Below are 14,362 nucleotides of genomic sequence, written 5' to 3' on the forward strand. Positions count from 1 at the left end.
GTACGTGCGGTGTCGGCCCGGCGGGGTGGAAGTCAGCGACCGGCCCAGCCGAACCAGCTGAGGTGGTTGAGCGGCCAGACGACGGCGGAGGCCGGGCCGACCAGGTTGCCGACCGGGACGGCGCCGCCGCCGGGGTCGGTGCGGTGGTAGCGGGAGTCGGCGGAGTCGCTGCGGTGGTCGCCCTCGACCCAGACGTAGCCGGCCGGGACCTTGACGGGGCCGAAGTCGAGGCCGGCGCAGGAGTCGTCGCCGGGGTGCAGGTAGGGCTCGGCCACCGCCTTGCCGTCCACGGTGAGGGTGCTGCCCTGGCAGGAGACGCTCTGGCCGCCGGTCGCGATCACCCGCTTGACCAGGTAGTTGTCGCCGGGCGGGAGCAGGCCGACCGTGCTCAGGCCCGAACGGACCGTGCGGGTCACCGGGTTGGTGTCCTTCGGCGTGGGCGGGAGCCAGCCGCCGGGGTCCTTGAACACCACGGGCTCGCCGGGCTTCGGCTTCCAGCCGGTCAGGGTGGCGAGCTTGTTCACCGCGACCCGGTCGCCGATCTGCAGGGTGTTCTCCATCGACCCGGACGGGATCGAGAACATCTGGAACAGGCAGGTCTTGATCACCACCGCGATCACCAGGCCCACCGCCACCATCACCGGCAGCTCCACGTACCACGGCCGCCGCTTGCGCAGCTGCCGCACCACCGGCGCAGTCTCCTCGACCACCCGACACCGCCCTCTTCCGGAAGGACGCCACGCTAACCCGCGCGCGGAGGACCGCGAAATCCGGGTTTTACGCCCCGCAGACAACCCCGCGTCAACGGCCCGACGAGCGTCAGGCCTCGGCGTGGGTGTCGCTGGCGATGGCCTCGTGGTGGCGGATGACCTCGGCGATGATGAAGGTGAGGAACTTCTCCGCGAAGACCGGGTCGAGGTTGGCGCTGACGGCGAGTTCGCGCAGGCGCTTGATCTGCTGGCGTTCGCGGGCCGGGTCCGCCGGGGGGAGGCGGTGGTCGGCCTTGAGGCGGCCGACGCGCTGGGTGGCCTTGAAGCGCTCGGCGAGCATGTGGACGACGGCGGCATCGATGTTGTCGATGGACTCGCGCAGGCGGGTCAGCTCGGCGCGGACGGCGTTGTCGATCTCCTCCGGGGAGGAGGTGGGCTGGTCCGTCATGGGGGATGGCTCCGGGGCTTGCGGGTGGGATCTCGGGCTCGGGCCCCGGCCAATCTAACAGGGACGACGTGGCGAACCCCCTTGTATTCGACCCGCGTTCCGGCATGTGGGACGGCGGTTGGACGCCCGGCGCGCCCGGGCCGCCCCGCCGCGGGCAGTCTCGGCGCGGCGGCCCGCCGGGCCCGCCCCGGGCCGTAGGCTGGGCGGGCCGCGACCGGAAGTCCGGCCGCGGACACAGCAGTTCGACCGGCAGTCCGCACTCACAGGAGGTACCTGATCGTGGCAACGACCCGCACCGCGCACACCGAGTGGGAGGGCAACCTGCTCGACGGCAAGGGCCTGGTGACCTTCGACTCCTCGGGCATCGGCGAGTTCCCGGTGTCCTGGCCGGCCCGGGCGGAGACCCCGAACGGCAAGACCAGCCCGGAGGAGCTGATCGCCGGCGCCCACTCGGCCTGCTTCTCGATGGCCCTCTCGCACGGCCTGGCCGGCGCCGGCACCCCGCCGGCGAAGCTGGAGACCAAGGCGGACGTCACCTTCCAGCCGGGCACCGGGATCACCGGCATCCACCTGACCGTGGTCGGCGAGGTGCCGGGCCTGGACGAGGCCGGGTTCCAGAAGGCCGCCGAGGACGCCAAGGCGAACTGCCCGGTGAGCAAGGCGCTGACCGGCACCACCATCACGATCACCGCCAGCCTGGCCTGACCCGCCGTCAGGCTCACGCACCGGCACAGCGCGTGAGTGGACGTGCGCGCCCCCGGGGTGCCCCGGATCGGTGCACTCCGGGGGCATCGCACAGAATGTAAGGGACATCCCTTCACGAACCGGGCGAATCACCCTGGCGGCGGTCGCGCACAGTTACACGGGCGGCCTATGATCGGCGGACGTGGCCCGAGGCCGCCGGACGCCGCGGTCACCGACCGCGGTCGCCGGGCGCACCCGGGCACTGCGGCCGGTCGCCGCCGTCATGGGCGCCGGCCTGATCAGTGGCAGCAGCGGACGGGAGCGTGCCGTGCCGGGCCGGAACGTGAGGGCCGACGCACACCATCGGGGTGGGCAGCCCGAGACGCCGCGCCCGGGAACCGTTTCGGAGGCCTGCGCCACCTGCGGCGCACCCCTGCACGCGGACGCCGGGCATCTCGCGGAGGCCCTGCGGGCCAGCGAGTCGCGGTTCCGGGCGGCCTTCTCGGACGCCGGTTTCGGGATGGCGCTGATCGACACCGACGACCTGGTGATCGAGGGCAACCCGGTGTTCGCCGCGATGCTCGGCCGGGAGGTCGCCGAGCTCCCCCGGATGCACATCCACGAGATCATCGACCCCGAGGACACCCCCCGCCGGCTCTACCGCGAACTGGTGCGCGGCGAGCGCGACCGGATGCGGGTGGAGAAGCGGCTCAAGCACCGCGGCGGGCGCGAGGTGTGGGGCCGGGTCACCGTCTCGCTGATCCGGGACGGCGGGGGCGCCCCGTACTACACGCTGGTGATGGTCGAGGACATCACCGAGCAGCGGCAGCTCGGCGACCGGCTGGCGTACCAGGCGCTGCACGACCCGCTGACCCGGCTGCCGAACCGGGCGCTGTTCTACGAGCGGCTGGAGGCGGCGTTCAAGCCCGCCGAGCCGGCCGGTCCGGGCCGTCCGGAGAGCGAGCGGCGGGTCGGGCTGTGCTACGTCGACCTGGACGGCTTCGCGGCGATCAACGAGACGCTCGGCCACCACGTCGGCGACCAGCTGCTGGTCGCCGTCGCGGCCCGGCTGGAGCACGGCTTCGCGGCCGGCGAGGGGCAGTTGGTGGCCCGGCTGGGCGGCGACGAGTTCGCCGTGCTGGTCGCCGAGTCGGCCGGGCACCAGCAGCTGACCCGGCTGGCGGCGGGGCTGATGGAGGAGCTGGAGCGCCCGTTCGAGGTGGCCGGGCACCGGCTGACGGTGACCGCGTCGATCGGCGTGGTGGAGCGGCCGGTGCGCGGCTCCACGCCCACCGACCTGATCCGCGACGCGGACTCCACCCTGTACTGGTCGAAGGCCGACGGCCGGGCCCGCTGGACGCTGTACGACCGCGACCGCGGCGCCGACCAGCTGACCCGCCACCTGCTGGCGACCGCGCTGCGACCGGCGGTGGAGCGCGGCGAGTTCACCGTGGAGTACCAGCCGCTGGTGGGCCTGACGGACGGCGCGGTGCGCGGCGCGGAGGCGCTGGTGCGCTGGCGGCACCCGCGCTACGGGCTGCTGTCGCCGGACCGGTTCATCCCGCTCGCCGAGGAGTCCGGCGCGATCGTGCCGCTCGGCAAGTGGGTGCTGGAGGAGTCGTGCCGTCAGGCCCGGCACTGGCTGGCCGAGTTCCCGGCCGCGGAGGCCTTCGTCAGCGTCAACCTGGCGGCCCGGCAGATCTGGGACTCCGACGTGGTCGCCGACGTCGCCGAGGTGCTGGAGCGCACCGGACTGCCGCCCCGGCTGCTCCAGTTGGAGATCACCGAGTCGGCGCTGCTCGGCCCCGGCGGGCGGCCGCTGCAGGCCCTGCAGGCGCTCGCCGACATGGGTGTGCGGATCGCCATCGACGACTTCGGCACCGGCTACTCGAACCTGGCGTACCTCTCCCGGCTGCCGGTGCACGTGCTGAAGCTGGACGGAACGTTCATCGAGGCGTTCCGGGAGGCCTCGCCCGCCGCGGACGGGCGGCGCGCCGCGGACGAGCAGATCGTCGGCGCGATGGTGCGGCTGGCGCACGCCCTGGGCCTGACCGTGACCGCCGAGGGCATCGAGAGCGCCGCCCAGGCCGAACGGCTGCGCCAGACCGGCTGCGACACCGCGCAGGGCTGGTACTTCGCCCGCCCTGGCGCGCCGGAGCTGATCGCCGCGATACTGCGCGGACAGCCGGGCGGCTAGGCGCCCCCGGCGCTCAGCGGGAGGGGCGGGCATGGAGCGGCTGGCCGGGGTGCTCGACGGTGCGGCGGTGGTGTCCCGGACGCCGCTGACCGGCGGCCTGTACAACGCCGCCCAGCTGCTCGAACTCGCCGACGGGCGGCGTCTGGTGCTCAAGTGCGCGCCGCCGCCCGGCACTCCGGGCCTCAGCCACGAGCGCGGACTGCTCGGCACCGAGCGGCTGTTCCACGCGCTGGCCGCCGACGCGGGCCTCGCGGTGCCCCGGGTGCTCCACCACGACCCGGAGGGCGACGCGGAGTGCCGGGAGTGGCTGCTGCTGGAGTACCTGGAGGGCAGCACCTGGGACAGCCTGCGCGAGCGGCTCGCCCCCGCCGACCGGGCCCCGCTGCGCCGCCGGCTCGGCGCCTGGGCGGCCCGGCTCGCCCGCGTCACCGGCCCGCGCTTCGGCTACCCGCAGCCGCAGGCCGCGCTGGCCGCCGACGGCTGGCCGGAGGCGTTCGCCGCGATGCTCGGCGCGGTCCTGGACGACGCCGCCCGCTACGGCGTGGAGCTGCCCGCCCCGGCCGGGCGGCTGCGTGCGCTGCCAGCGGAGTTCGCGGCGGAACTGGCCGAGGTGCGGCGCCCGGCGCTGGTGCACTTCGACGCCTGGGAGGGCAACCTGCTGCTGACGGAGGGTCAGGACGGCTGGGAGCTGACCGGGGTGATCGACGGCGAGCGGGCGTTCTTCGGCGATCCCCTGGCCGAGCTGGTCGGCCTGGACCCGCTCGGCACGCCCGAGGACGACCCCGACCTGCTGGCCGGCTACCGCTCGGTGGAGCCCGGGCTGCGGATCGACGCCGCCGCCCGGGCCCGGCTCGCGCTGTACCGGATCTACCTGGCGCTGATCATGCGGGTGGAGTCCACCCCGCGCGACTACACCGGCGAGTTCGCCGCCTGGGTGGACCGCTGGTCCGCCGAGCGGATCACCGAGCAGCTCGCGGCGCTCGGCCGGTGACGGACCCTCAGCCGGTCAGGCCGTACGCCTCGGCGATCAGGCGGTAGGACTCCAGCCGGTTGCGGTGGCCGTGGATGTGCGAGGTGACCATCAGCTCGTCGGCGCCGGTGCGGTGCCGCAGGGCCTCCAGACCGGCGGCGACCTCCTCGGGGGTGCCGAGCACCACGTTGGCCAGCCAGGAGTCCAGGAAGTCCTCCTCGGCGAGGGTGTACGGGTGGGCGGCGGCCTCCTCGGGGGTGGGGATCGGGCCGGGGCGGCCCTGGCGCAGCCGCAGCGTGGCGAGCCCGGCGGAGCGGGCCAGCCGGCGGGCCCGCTCGCCGTCCTCGGCGGCGACCGCGCCGACCCCGATCAGGGTGTAGGGCTTGTCCAGCACCGCGGACGGGCGGAAGCCGTCGCGGTACAGGTCGAGCGCGGCGACGGTGTTGCCGCCGCTGAAGTGGTGGGCGAAGGCGAACGGCAGGCCGAGCCGGGCGGCGAGCTGGGCGCTGAAGCCGGAGGAGCCGAGCAGCCAGGTCGGCGGTCGGCTCGCGGAGCGCGGCACGGCGGCGAGGGTCGCGTAGGGGTGGCCGTCGGGGAAGTCGCCGTCCAGGAAGTGGATCAGTTCGGCGAGCTGGCGCGGGAAGTCGCCGGGGCCCTCCGACTCGCCGCGGCGCAGCGCCCGGGCGGTGGCCTGGTCGGTGCCGGGGGCGCGGCCGAGGCCGAGGTCGATCCGGCCGGGGTGCAGGGCCTCCAGCAGGCCGAACTGCTCGGCGATGGCGAGCGGCGCGTGGTTGGGGAGCATCACGCCGCCGGAGCCGAGCCGCAGGGTGGAGGTGTGCGCGCCGAGGTGGGCGAGCAGCACCGCGGGGACGGAGCTGGCCACGCCGGGCATGCCGTGGTGCTCGGCGACCCAGAACCGGTGGTAGCCCCACTGCTCGGCGCTGCGGGCCAGCTCGGTGGTGGCGGCGAGTGCCTCGCCGGGGCTGTAGCCGGTGCCGACGGTGGCCAGGTCCAGGATGGAGAGCGGCGCGGGAGCGTTCCCGGCGGTGCGGCCGCGGATCGGGTCGGCGGCGGGCTCGGTGGGGTCGGTCGGCTCCGGTGCGATGCTCATGCGCTGCGTCCTCCTGGTGCCCCGGCCGGGTGCCTGGGCGGTCGTCGGGGGACAACCCGGCGACCGGCCGCGGTTGTTCCCGCCGAAGCGCACGGTTTCGCTGACGGTCCGACAGGAGGCCACGCTCCGTGGCGACTTCACGCCAGAGCGAGTTGTCGCCAGGTCGAACGGTCGATCCGGGGGTGGCCATGCGGCAGTCTGGTGATCAGCGGAGCACGTACCGGTTCCGCGACCAGCGACAGATCGGCGGGCTCGACCAGCGTCGTTCGATCCCCATGAGCCCCTGGAGCGGCAACCCCGCCCCAGGGGCTCTCGTGGTTCCCGGGCCCGGAGTGTGACGCGCCACACCGGGGGTGCTTCATGGCATGAAATTCTCTCGCGCTAGCGTTGGCCCCGTTGCAGCTGCCTCTCCCCCGGGCGGGCTGGAGGGAGAACCACCTTGGACGCCAACGCCGTGATCGGCCCGGCCTGGTACTGCGGCCTGGCCCTGGCCGCGGTACTCGGCGACGCCTTCCTGCCGTTCCTGCCGAGCGGCACCCTGGTGATCCTCGCGGTGCTGAAGACCTCGCAGGTGCACAACGCCCCGCTGCTGCTGGCCGCCGGGGTGGCCGCGGCCTCGTTCCTCGGCGACCTGCTGCTGCTCCACCTGGCCCGGCGCGGCGCCCCCGCGGTCAGCCGCCGGCTGGAGCGCCGGCCGAAGCTGGCCGCGAGCGTCGAGCGGGTGCAGCGCGCCTTCACGGGCCGCACCAGCCGGGCCGCCGCGGCGATCGTCATCGTGGCCCGCTTCGTCCCGGCGGGGCGCACCGTCCTGGACCTCGCGGTCGGGCACTCCCCCGGCCGCCCGTGGACCTTCCTGCGCTGGTCGGCGGTGGCCGCCGTGCTGTGGGCCGCGTACATCGTCACGCTGGGCTGGCTCAACTCGCACTGGTTCGACACCGCGTGGCTGAGCCTGGCGATCTCCTGCCTGGCCGCCACCGCCATCTCCAGCGGCATCGCGCAGCTGGTCCGGCGCCGCCGCCGGGAGCTCGCGGCGCTCGCCGGAGCCGAGTGACCTGCTCTGTCCCAGAACGGCAACAAGGCGGTGCGGCGTGCAGCCGCGACGGCCGTCCCCGGCGTGGTGTCCGACAGGTGGGGCGGCGTTGGCCGGGCCACCTGAGCCGTGCCATCCTTGGGTGGCGCTAACGTCAAATTGTCCGATTTTGCCAGCACTTGACCTCCGGGAGCCGCGGTTCGGCCCCCGGAGCTTTTCTGGCCCGGACCCACCGCGGCAGGGGAGACCATGAGCACCATCTCGCGCAGGACAGTGCTGTCCGCCACGGCGGCCACCGCGGCACTCGGGGCCGTCACCGCCTGTTCGAGCGGCGGGGGCGGTGGCACCGGGCGCCCCGGTTCCGACGCCGGCGCCTCCAACCAGCCGTCCTCCGGGACGTCCCCCGTGAAGGGCACCCCGCTCGGCGACGGCTCGAGCGCCGACACCGGCGCGCAGCCCAACCAGCCGACCCCGGAGAAGCTCAAGCCCGGTGAGGCTCCCCCGCAGTTCGTGGTCTTCTCCTGGGACGGCGCGGGCGCCACCGACGACGGCCAGTTCACCCGGTTCCTCAAGCTCGCCGAGCAGTACAAGGCGACCATGACCTTCTTCCTGTCCGGCATCTACACGCTGCCGAAGGAGAAGGCCTCGCTGTACCACCCGCCGAAGCACTCGGTCGGCGCCTCGGACATCCCGTTCCTGTCCGCCAACGCCGTCCGCAACACCATCAAGCTGATCAGCCAGGCCTGGCTGGCCGGCCACGAGATCGGCACCCACTTCAACGGGCACTTCTGCTCCACCCGTTCGGATGGCAACGGCGTCAACAAGTGGACGCCGGAGGACTGGGAGAGCGAGATCGAGCAGGCGGTCTCGTTCGTCACCCAGTGGAAGACCAACACCGGTTTCACCGACGTCGACCCGCTGCCCTTCGACTACAAGAAGGAGCTGATCGGCGGCCGCACCCCCTGCCTGGAGGGCCAGAAGGCGCTGCTGCCGACCGCGGCGAAGCTCGGCTGGAAGTACGACGCCAGCTCCCCCGGCGGCCTGCAGATCTGGCCGCAGAAGGTCCAGGACGGCAAGATCTGGGACTTCCCGCTCCAGGGCATCCCGTTCCCGGGCCACAACTTCCAGGTGCTGTCGATGGACTACAACATCCTGGCGAACCAGTCCGGCGGCTCCACCAAGGGCGACGCGTCCAAGTACCCGGCGTGGCGCGACCAGGCCCGTGACTCGTACCTGGCGGGCTTCAACCGCGCCTACACCACCAACCGCGCCCCGTTCTTCGTCGGCAACCACTTCGAGCAGTGGAACGGCGGCATCTACATGGACGCGGTCGAGGAGACCCTGAAGCAGATCGCCGGCAAGCCGGACGTCCGGCTGGTGTCCTTCCGTCAGCTCGTCGAGTGGCTGGAGGTGCAGGACCAGTCCACCATCCGCAAGCTCCGCACCCTGGGCGTGGGCCAGGCCCCGACGGGCGGCTGGCAGACCTTCCTCGGGACGGCGTAGGGCGCGCCGGCGGCTACCGCACGACCTGGGCCAGCCGGTCCGACCAGAGGATCGTGTAGTGGTTGGTGTCCGGCACCAGCTCCGTCGGGATCGCGACCTTCGCCAACCGGCCCTGGTCGTAGAGGGCCTGAGGCTCGTTCAGGAGGCCGCGCTCGGCGTACAGCAGGGTGGCGGGGACGGTGAGGCGGTGGACGGCGTCGGCGGCTTCGGGGTCCAGCAGGACCTGGGCGCCGTCGGTGCGGACCGCCTCGCCGACGCAGGAGGAGACCAGCTCGGGTTCGGCGCCGATCAGGTCGCGCTGGACGTAGGCGTCGATCTCGGGGGTCCACGCGCCGAACGCGGGGTGCGCGCGCCAGAAGTCGCGGTAGGCGTCGCGGCCGGCGAAGGTCATCGAGAGCCGGGCCAGCGCGGGGCCGAGGACGGCCGCCAGGGCGTCCTCCTCGCGGACGCCCGCGGGGAGCGGGAAGCTCACCGCGCCGTCGACCAGCACCAGGTCGGTCAGCAGCTCCGGGTGCCGGACGGCGGTGAGCGCGCCGACCCACGCGCCCATCGAGTGGCCGACCAGCCGGACGGGCGCGTCGCCGAGCCGGCGGATCAGCGCGGCGACGTCCTCGGCGTGCCGGGCCAGGCCGTAGGGGCCGGGCAGGTCCCGGCTCGCGGCCCGTCCGCGCAGGTCGGGGGCGTAGAGCGAGACCCGGCCGTCGAGCAGGCGGGCCAGCGGACCCCAGGCGAGGGCGTTGGCGGTGATGCCGTGGACGGCGACCACCACGGGGGCGTCGGGGACCGTCGCGGGCCAGTGCAGGACGGCCAGCTCGCCGTCGGCGACGGGGACGGTGAGGGACTGCGGGTGCGTCATGCGGCGCCTTCCGGGACGGCGGTGGCGGCGGGCCGGGCGGTCCGCGCGGCCCGGCCGGAACGGATCCGGGCGGGCAGGCGGGCCAGGCCGCCGGGGAGCAGGTAGACCACGGCGACGAAGAGGCTACCGAGCAGGAACAGCGGTTGGGAGAGCGGAACCCGTAGCACGGCGGGGAGTTCGGCGATCGACGCGGAGTTGGCGAGGTCGCCGAGGCGGTGCGCGGCCCAGGTGTAGAGGACGCCGCCGAGCAGCGGGCCCCAGCGGGTGCCGGAGCCGCCGAGGACGACCATCACCAGCAGCGCCAGGGTGGCGTCGGAGCTCGCGGCCTGCGGCGTGGCGCCGCCGGTGAGCAGCAGGTAGACCACGCCGCCCGCGCCGGCCAGGGCGCCCGCGACCGTGAACGCGACCAGCTTGAAGCCGTACGGGCGCAGCCCCAGCACCTCGACCCGGCGTTCGTTCTCGCGGATGCCGGCCCAGATCCGTCCGGTGGGCGAGGCGACCGTCCAGTGCACGACGGCGAGGGTGAGCACCAGGTAGGCGACGGCGATCCAGTAGAGGTTGGCGGTGTTCTGGATGCCGATCAGCGCGCCGGGGAGGCGGTCGGCGGGCGCCGAGCGGCCCTCCTCGCCGCCGGTGAGGCCGCCGGGGTTGCGCTGCACCAGGATCGCGCCGGCCTGGGCGAAGGCGAGGGTGACCATGGAGAAGCCGATGCCGGTGACCCGCAGCGAGATCGAGCCGAGCAGCAGGGCGAGCGCCACCGAGCAGGCGACGCCGAACACCGCGGCGGCCACGAACGGGAGTCGGAGCTCCAGCATGGCCAGGTCGGTGGCGTACAGGCCGGTGGCGAAGTACAGGGCGTGGCCGAAGGAGAGCAGTCCGGTGCGGCCGAGCAGCAGGTCGTAGCCGCTGGCGAGGGCGCCGTAGACCAGGCAGAGGGCCAGGAGTTGCAGGCTGCCGGGGCTGCCGAGCGGGCCGTCGAGCAGTCCTGGCAGCGGGAGCGCGCCGTAGGGCGCGATCAGCAGGACGAGCAGCAGGGCGAGCGGCCACCACCGCTTGAGCAGGGCGGTCATGCGAGTCTCCCGGTGAGTCCGCGCGGCTTGGCGAGCAGCAGCACGGCGAGCAGGACCACGACGGACAGGTCGCCGAGGCCCGCAGCTGAGTAGTAGTTGGCGAACTGCTGGACCAGGCCGACCGCGACGGAGGCCACGGCGGCCCCGGTGACCGAGCCCGTGCCGCCCATCACGACGACCACGAAGGCGAAGATCAGCAGGCTGGTGCCCTGGCCGGGGTTGACCGAGCCGAAGTAGAGGCCGGCCAGCGCCCCGCCGAGCGCGGCGGCGGCGCCGCCGATCGCGAAGACCAGCGTGAAGGCCTTGCGGACGTCGATGCCGAGCGCGGTGACCATGGCGCGGTCCTCGACGCCGGCCCGGACGATCAGCCCGTAGCGGGTGCGGGCCAGGAACAGCCGCAGCAGCAGGAGCACGACCACGGCGGCGGCGACCAGCACGAAGCGGTTGACGGGCACGGTCGCGCCGAGCAGGCGCACCGTCCCGGACAGCGCCGCGGGCTGCGGGAAGGGCCGGGCGTCGCCGCCCCAGATGCCCATCAGCAGGGCGGGCAGGGCGAGTCCGACGCCGACGGTGGCGAGGATCTGGTCGCGGGGGCGGGCGTAGAGCGGCCGGATCAGCGCGAGTTCGAGCAGCACGGCGGCGGCGGTGCCGACCACCGTGCCGAACGGGACGGCCAGCCAGAAGCCCAGGCCGCCGTCGGTGGCGGCCCACCAGGAGGCGTAGGCGCCGACGGACAGCAGCGCGCCGTGGGCGAAGTTGAGCACGTCCATCAGGCCGAAGATCAGCGACAGGCCGGAGGCGACCAGGAAGTACAGCGCGCCGAGCCCGAGTCCGGTGCAGGCGAGCAGGACGACGGTGTTCATCAGGGGGTCACCTCGGGAGCGGGACGGTGGCTGCCGACGCCGAGCAGCCGGCGGGCGGCGTCCTCGTCGGCGAGCAGGGCGCGGGCGTCGCCCTGGTGGGCGGTGCGGCCGTCGGCGAGCACGGCGCAGTGGCCGGCCACCCGGCGCACCAGCGCGAGGTTCTGCTCGACCAGCAGCACGGGGACGGTCCCGGCGACCCGGGCGAGCACGTCGGCGACCTCCGCGACGATCTTCGGGGCGAGGCCCTTGGTGGGTTCGTCGGCGATGATCAGCCGGTTGCCGTTGAGCAGGGTGCGGGCGATGGCGACCATCTGCTGCTGGCCGCCGGAGAGGGTTCCGGCGGGCTGCTTCTGACGCTGCTTCAGCTCGGGGAACAGCTCGTGCACCAGGTCGTAGGCGGGGGCGGTGTCGCGTTCGGCGAGGCGCAGGTTCTCGGCGACGGTGAGGCCGGCGAAGATCCCGCGGTCCTCGGGGGCGTAGCCGATGCCGCGGCGGACCACCTGGTGGGTGGGCAGCTTCACGGTCTCGGCGCCGTCGAAGAGCAGCGATCCGGTGCGCGGGACCAGGCCCATGACGGCCTTGACGGTGGTGGTCTTGCCCGCGCCGTTGCGGCCGAGCAGGGCGGTGACGCCGGTGGCGGCGACGTCCAGCTCCACCCCGTGCAGGATGTGCAGGCCTTCGATCACCACCCGCAGGTCACGGACCGTCAGCAGGCTCACAGCGCCTCCCCGAGGTAGGCCCCCTGGACGGTGGCGTCGGCCATCACGGCCTCGGGGGTGTCGAGTGCCAGCAGGGTGCCGTGGTGCATCACGGCGAGCCGGTCGGCGAGGCCGAGCAGCACGTCCATGTGGTGCTCGACCATCAGCACGGTGCGGCCCTGGTCCTGGTGGACCGAGCGGATCAGCTCGACCAGGGCGGGCACCTCCTCGGCGCTGACCCCGGCCATCGGCTCGTCGAGCAGGATCAGGCGGGGGCCGCCGACCAGCAGCACGGCGAGTTCGAGCTTGCGCTTGCCGCCGTGCGAGAGGGAGCCGGCGAGGTCGTCGGCGCGGGCGGCGAGTCCGGTGCGCTCCAGGGTCTCCTCGACCTGCTGCCGGTAGGCGTCGGCGCGCCGCCAGATCCGGTAGGAGGCGCGCGGTCCGGCGGCGGCCTGGGCGGCCAGCCGGACGTGCTCGGCGACGCTGAGGCCGGGCCACAGCGAGGAGGTCTGGAAGGTCCGGCCGAGGCCCCGCCGGGCCCGGGCGGGCACCGGCAGGGCGGTGATGTCCGCGCCGTCCAGGGCGAGCGAGCCGTGGGTGGCGGGGTGGATGCCGGAGATCAGGTTGAACAGGGAGGTCTTGCCCGCCCCGTTCGGGCCGATGAAGGCGACGAACTCGCCTTCCGCGACGTCGAAGCTCACGTCCTGGACGATCGGGACGCCGCGGACGGACCAGCCGAGGCCGTCCAGCCGCAGGACCGGGGCGGGGCTGCTCATGTCGGTTCAGCCCGCCATCTTGGCGACCGGCGGGGCGACCTGGTCGGCCGTCAGCTTCTTCTCCACGCTGGGCTTGGCGGCGGCGCCGGTGCCGGTCAGCTTGACCTGGAACATCGGCTGCAGCAGCGCGTGGTCCTCGGCGCGGATCGTCAGCTGCCCCTTGACCCCGTCGAAGCTCCAGCCCTCCAGGGCCTTCACCAGGGCGTCGGTGTCGGCGTCGGAGCCCTTGGCGGTCTCCAGCGCGTGCACCACCATCTGGGCGGCGGTGAAGCCGTCGGGGGTGAACAGGTCGGGCTTGGAGCCGGCCTTGGTGACGGCGTCGGTCATCGCGAGTTCGGCCTCGGTGCCGCCGGCCGCGCCCGCGAAGTAGTGGTTGAGGAAGCTGATCCGCTCGGCGGCGGGGCCGAACAGCGGGTAGGAGGCGGCCACGTCGAGGCCGGTGACCACCTTGGTGGCGGAGAAGACGTCCTGCTGGGTGAGCGAGGTCCACAGCGCGGAGGCGGTGTCGCCGGCCCAGGCGACGAACAGCAGGTCGGGCTTGGCGGCCTTGGCCTGGCTGGCGAACGGGGTCAGGTCGGTGGCGGACGGCGGGGCGAGCACCGCGTCGACGGTGGCGCCCTCGCCGCCGAGGACGTCCTTGACGGCGGCGACGTTGGCCTGGCCGAAGGCGCTGTCCTGGGCCAGCACGGTGACCTTCTTGCCCTTGGCGTCGCCGATGAAGGAGGCGGCGGCCCTGGTGTCCTGGTAGGACTGCCGGCCGGAGCGGAAGGTGTACTTGTTCAGGCCGGTGACCTTGTCGGCGGCGGCCGGGCCGCTGATGAACAGCACCTTGTTCTGCGCGGCGATCGGGCCGACCTGCAGCGCCACGCCGGAGGCGGTGGAGCCGGCCAGCACCTTGTAGCCCTTGCCGATCAGGTCCTTGGCGGCGGAGACCGCCTTGGCCGGGTCGCCCGCGTCGTCCTGCTCGGCGACCTCCACCGGGTGCCCGGCGACCGCGTTCGTGCCCTTGGTGGCGTAGGACAGGCCCGCCTTGAAGCCCTCCAGGTACTGCTTGCCGTAGGCGGCCAGCGGGCCGGTCCGGGAGTACACCAGGCCGACCTTGACCGGGGTCTTGGACCCGCCCGCGTCGGTCGAGGTGCCCGCGGTGCCGGCCTTGGCGCAGCCGGCGGCGAGCAGCACGCAGGCGGCCAGCGCGGCGAGCGTGCGGACGGGTCTGTGGGTGGCGTCCGTGACGGGCATGGTGGTCGGCTCCTGACGTGGCTGTGCTGGTGGATTGCCGGAACCGTAGGGGGGCCGCCCGGGGCGCGACATGTGACGGACGCACGCATCGGCCGTCCTGGCTGTGTGCGCCGCCGACATGTCGGGGCGTCAGCCCGGCGACGGTGTGCGGCGGGCACATGACCCGGGTGCGGCCCATGTCCGCGGCCGCCATGGAAAGCGCCGGGG

14 protein-coding genes are annotated in these 14,362 nt (G+C 73.9%); 5 read left to right on the forward strand and 9 right to left on the reverse strand.

Going from position 1 to position 14,362, the window contains the following annotated elements:
* Nucleotides 1-32: 32 nt before the first annotated feature.
* Nucleotides 33-710 carry a signal peptidase I gene (lepB, locus tag AB0K51_RS27155; protein WP_363459776.1) on the reverse strand — a complete coding sequence of 226 codons (678 nt, stop codon included), beginning with the start codon at nucleotides 708-710 and terminating at the stop codon, nucleotides 33-35.
* Nucleotides 711-819: 109 nt separating this feature from the next.
* Nucleotides 820-1,158 carry a chorismate mutase gene (locus tag AB0K51_RS27160; RefSeq protein WP_363459777.1) on the reverse strand — a complete coding sequence of 113 codons (339 nt, stop codon included), beginning with the start codon at nucleotides 1,156-1,158 and terminating at the stop codon, nucleotides 820-822.
* Nucleotides 1,159-1,437: 279 nt separating this feature from the next.
* On the opposite strand from AB0K51_RS27160, the gene AB0K51_RS27165 reads away from it, so the two are divergent.
* The 3 genes from AB0K51_RS27165 to AB0K51_RS27175 all read left to right on the forward strand — a co-directional run bounded on the left by AB0K51_RS27165 (nucleotide 1,438) and on the right by AB0K51_RS27175 (nucleotide 5,030).
* Nucleotides 1,438-1,863, forward strand: coding sequence for an OsmC family protein (locus AB0K51_RS27165; RefSeq protein WP_363459778.1), 426 nt, complete (start codon nucleotides 1,438-1,440; stop codon nucleotides 1,861-1,863).
* 262 nt (nucleotides 1,864-2,125) lie between these two features.
* Nucleotides 2,126-4,039, forward strand: a complete 1,914-nt coding sequence (locus tag AB0K51_RS27170) for an EAL domain-containing protein (RefSeq protein ID WP_363459800.1) — start codon at nucleotides 2,126-2,128, stop codon at nucleotides 4,037-4,039.
* A gap of 31 nt (nucleotides 4,040-4,070) precedes the next feature.
* The gene (locus tag AB0K51_RS27175) at nucleotides 4,071-5,030 is read left to right on the forward strand and encodes an aminoglycoside phosphotransferase family protein (RefSeq protein WP_363459779.1); all 960 of its coding nucleotides are present in this window, start codon (nucleotides 4,071-4,073) and stop codon (nucleotides 5,028-5,030) included.
* A 7-nt stretch (nucleotides 5,031-5,037) separates the two neighbouring features.
* On the opposite strand, the gene AB0K51_RS27180 is transcribed toward AB0K51_RS27175, so the two are convergent.
* Complete coding sequence (locus AB0K51_RS27180; RefSeq protein WP_363459780.1) at nucleotides 5,038-6,120, reverse strand: LLM class flavin-dependent oxidoreductase; 1,083 nt, start codon at nucleotides 6,118-6,120, stop codon at nucleotides 5,038-5,040.
* A 439-nt stretch (nucleotides 6,121-6,559) separates the two neighbouring features.
* On the opposite strand from AB0K51_RS27180, the gene AB0K51_RS27185 reads away from it, so the two are divergent.
* Complete coding sequence (locus AB0K51_RS27185; RefSeq protein WP_363459781.1) at nucleotides 6,560-7,171, forward strand: VTT domain-containing protein; 612 nt, start codon at nucleotides 6,560-6,562, stop codon at nucleotides 7,169-7,171.
* 228 nt (nucleotides 7,172-7,399) lie between these two features.
* Nucleotides 7,400-8,653: a hypothetical protein gene (locus tag AB0K51_RS27190; protein ID WP_363459782.1), complete on the forward strand. Its 1,254-nt coding sequence runs from the start codon at nucleotides 7,400-7,402 to the stop codon at nucleotides 8,651-8,653.
* Nucleotides 8,654-8,666: 13 nt separating this feature from the next.
* Here AB0K51_RS27190 and AB0K51_RS27195 read toward each other — a convergent pair whose 3' ends face one another.
* The 6 genes from AB0K51_RS27195 to AB0K51_RS27220 are packed head-to-tail and all read right to left on the reverse strand — an operon-like array spanning nucleotide 8,667 to nucleotide 14,155.
* Nucleotides 8,667-9,509, reverse strand: a complete 843-nt coding sequence (locus AB0K51_RS27195) for an alpha/beta hydrolase (RefSeq protein WP_363459783.1) — start codon at nucleotides 9,507-9,509, stop codon at nucleotides 8,667-8,669.
* Entirely contained in the window at nucleotides 9,506-10,579 is a 1,074-nt protein-coding gene (locus tag AB0K51_RS27200) for a branched-chain amino acid ABC transporter permease (protein WP_363459784.1), read from the reverse strand. Before AB0K51_RS27200 ends, AB0K51_RS27195 begins: the two co-directional genes overlap by 4 nt.
* Entirely contained in the window at nucleotides 10,576-11,442 is an 867-nt protein-coding gene (locus AB0K51_RS27205; protein ID WP_363459785.1) for a branched-chain amino acid ABC transporter permease, read from the reverse strand. The genes AB0K51_RS27200 and AB0K51_RS27205 overlap by 4 nt, the downstream gene beginning before the upstream one ends.
* Entirely contained in the window at nucleotides 11,442-12,161 is a 720-nt protein-coding gene (locus tag AB0K51_RS27210; protein ID WP_363459786.1) for an ABC transporter ATP-binding protein, read from the reverse strand. The genes AB0K51_RS27205 and AB0K51_RS27210 overlap by 1 nt, the downstream gene beginning before the upstream one ends.
* Complete coding sequence (locus tag AB0K51_RS27215) at nucleotides 12,158-12,916, reverse strand: ABC transporter ATP-binding protein (RefSeq protein WP_363459787.1); 759 nt, start codon at nucleotides 12,914-12,916, stop codon at nucleotides 12,158-12,160. Before AB0K51_RS27215 ends, AB0K51_RS27210 begins: the two co-directional genes overlap by 4 nt.
* A gap of 6 nt (nucleotides 12,917-12,922) precedes the next feature.
* The gene (locus AB0K51_RS27220; RefSeq protein ID WP_363459788.1) at nucleotides 12,923-14,155 is read right to left on the reverse strand and encodes a substrate-binding domain-containing protein; all 1,233 of its coding nucleotides are present in this window, start codon (nucleotides 14,153-14,155) and stop codon (nucleotides 12,923-12,925) included.
* Nucleotides 14,156-14,362 lie beyond the last annotated feature (207 nt).

Source organism: Kitasatospora sp. NPDC049285, from assembly GCF_040678815.1.
Classification (GTDB): Bacteria; Actinomycetota; Actinomycetes; order Streptomycetales; family Streptomycetaceae; genus Kitasatospora.

Bases quoted from the DNA above. Each gene is read 5' to 3' on its own strand.
- AB0K51_RS27175 (WP_363459779.1), top strand. From the start codon at position 4,071: ATGGAGCGGCTGGCCGGGGTGCTCGACGGTGCGGCGGTGGTGTCCCGG.
- AB0K51_RS27180 (WP_363459780.1), bottom strand. From the start codon at position 6,120: ATGAGCATCGCACCGGAGCCGACCGACCCCACCGAGCCCGCCGCCGAC.
- AB0K51_RS27220 (WP_363459788.1), bottom strand. From the start codon at position 14,155: ATGCCCGTCACGGACGCCACCCACAGACCCGTCCGCACGCTCGCCGCG.
- AB0K51_RS27160 (WP_363459777.1), bottom strand. From the start codon at position 1,158: ATGACGGACCAGCCCACCTCCTCCCCGGAGGAGATCGACAACGCCGTC.
- AB0K51_RS27205 (WP_363459785.1), bottom strand. From the start codon at position 11,442: ATGAACACCGTCGTCCTGCTCGCCTGCACCGGACTCGGGCTCGGCGCG.
- AB0K51_RS27200 (WP_363459784.1), bottom strand. From the start codon at position 10,579: ATGACCGCCCTGCTCAAGCGGTGGTGGCCGCTCGCCCTGCTGCTCGTC.
- AB0K51_RS27170 (WP_363459800.1), top strand. From the start codon at position 2,126: ATGGGCGCCGGCCTGATCAGTGGCAGCAGCGGACGGGAGCGTGCCGTG.
- AB0K51_RS27215 (WP_363459787.1), bottom strand. From the start codon at position 12,916: ATGAGCAGCCCCGCCCCGGTCCTGCGGCTGGACGGCCTCGGCTGGTCC.
- AB0K51_RS27190 (WP_363459782.1), top strand. From the start codon at position 7,400: ATGAGCACCATCTCGCGCAGGACAGTGCTGTCCGCCACGGCGGCCACC.
- AB0K51_RS27195 (WP_363459783.1), bottom strand. From the start codon at position 9,509: ATGACGCACCCGCAGTCCCTCACCGTCCCCGTCGCCGACGGCGAGCTG.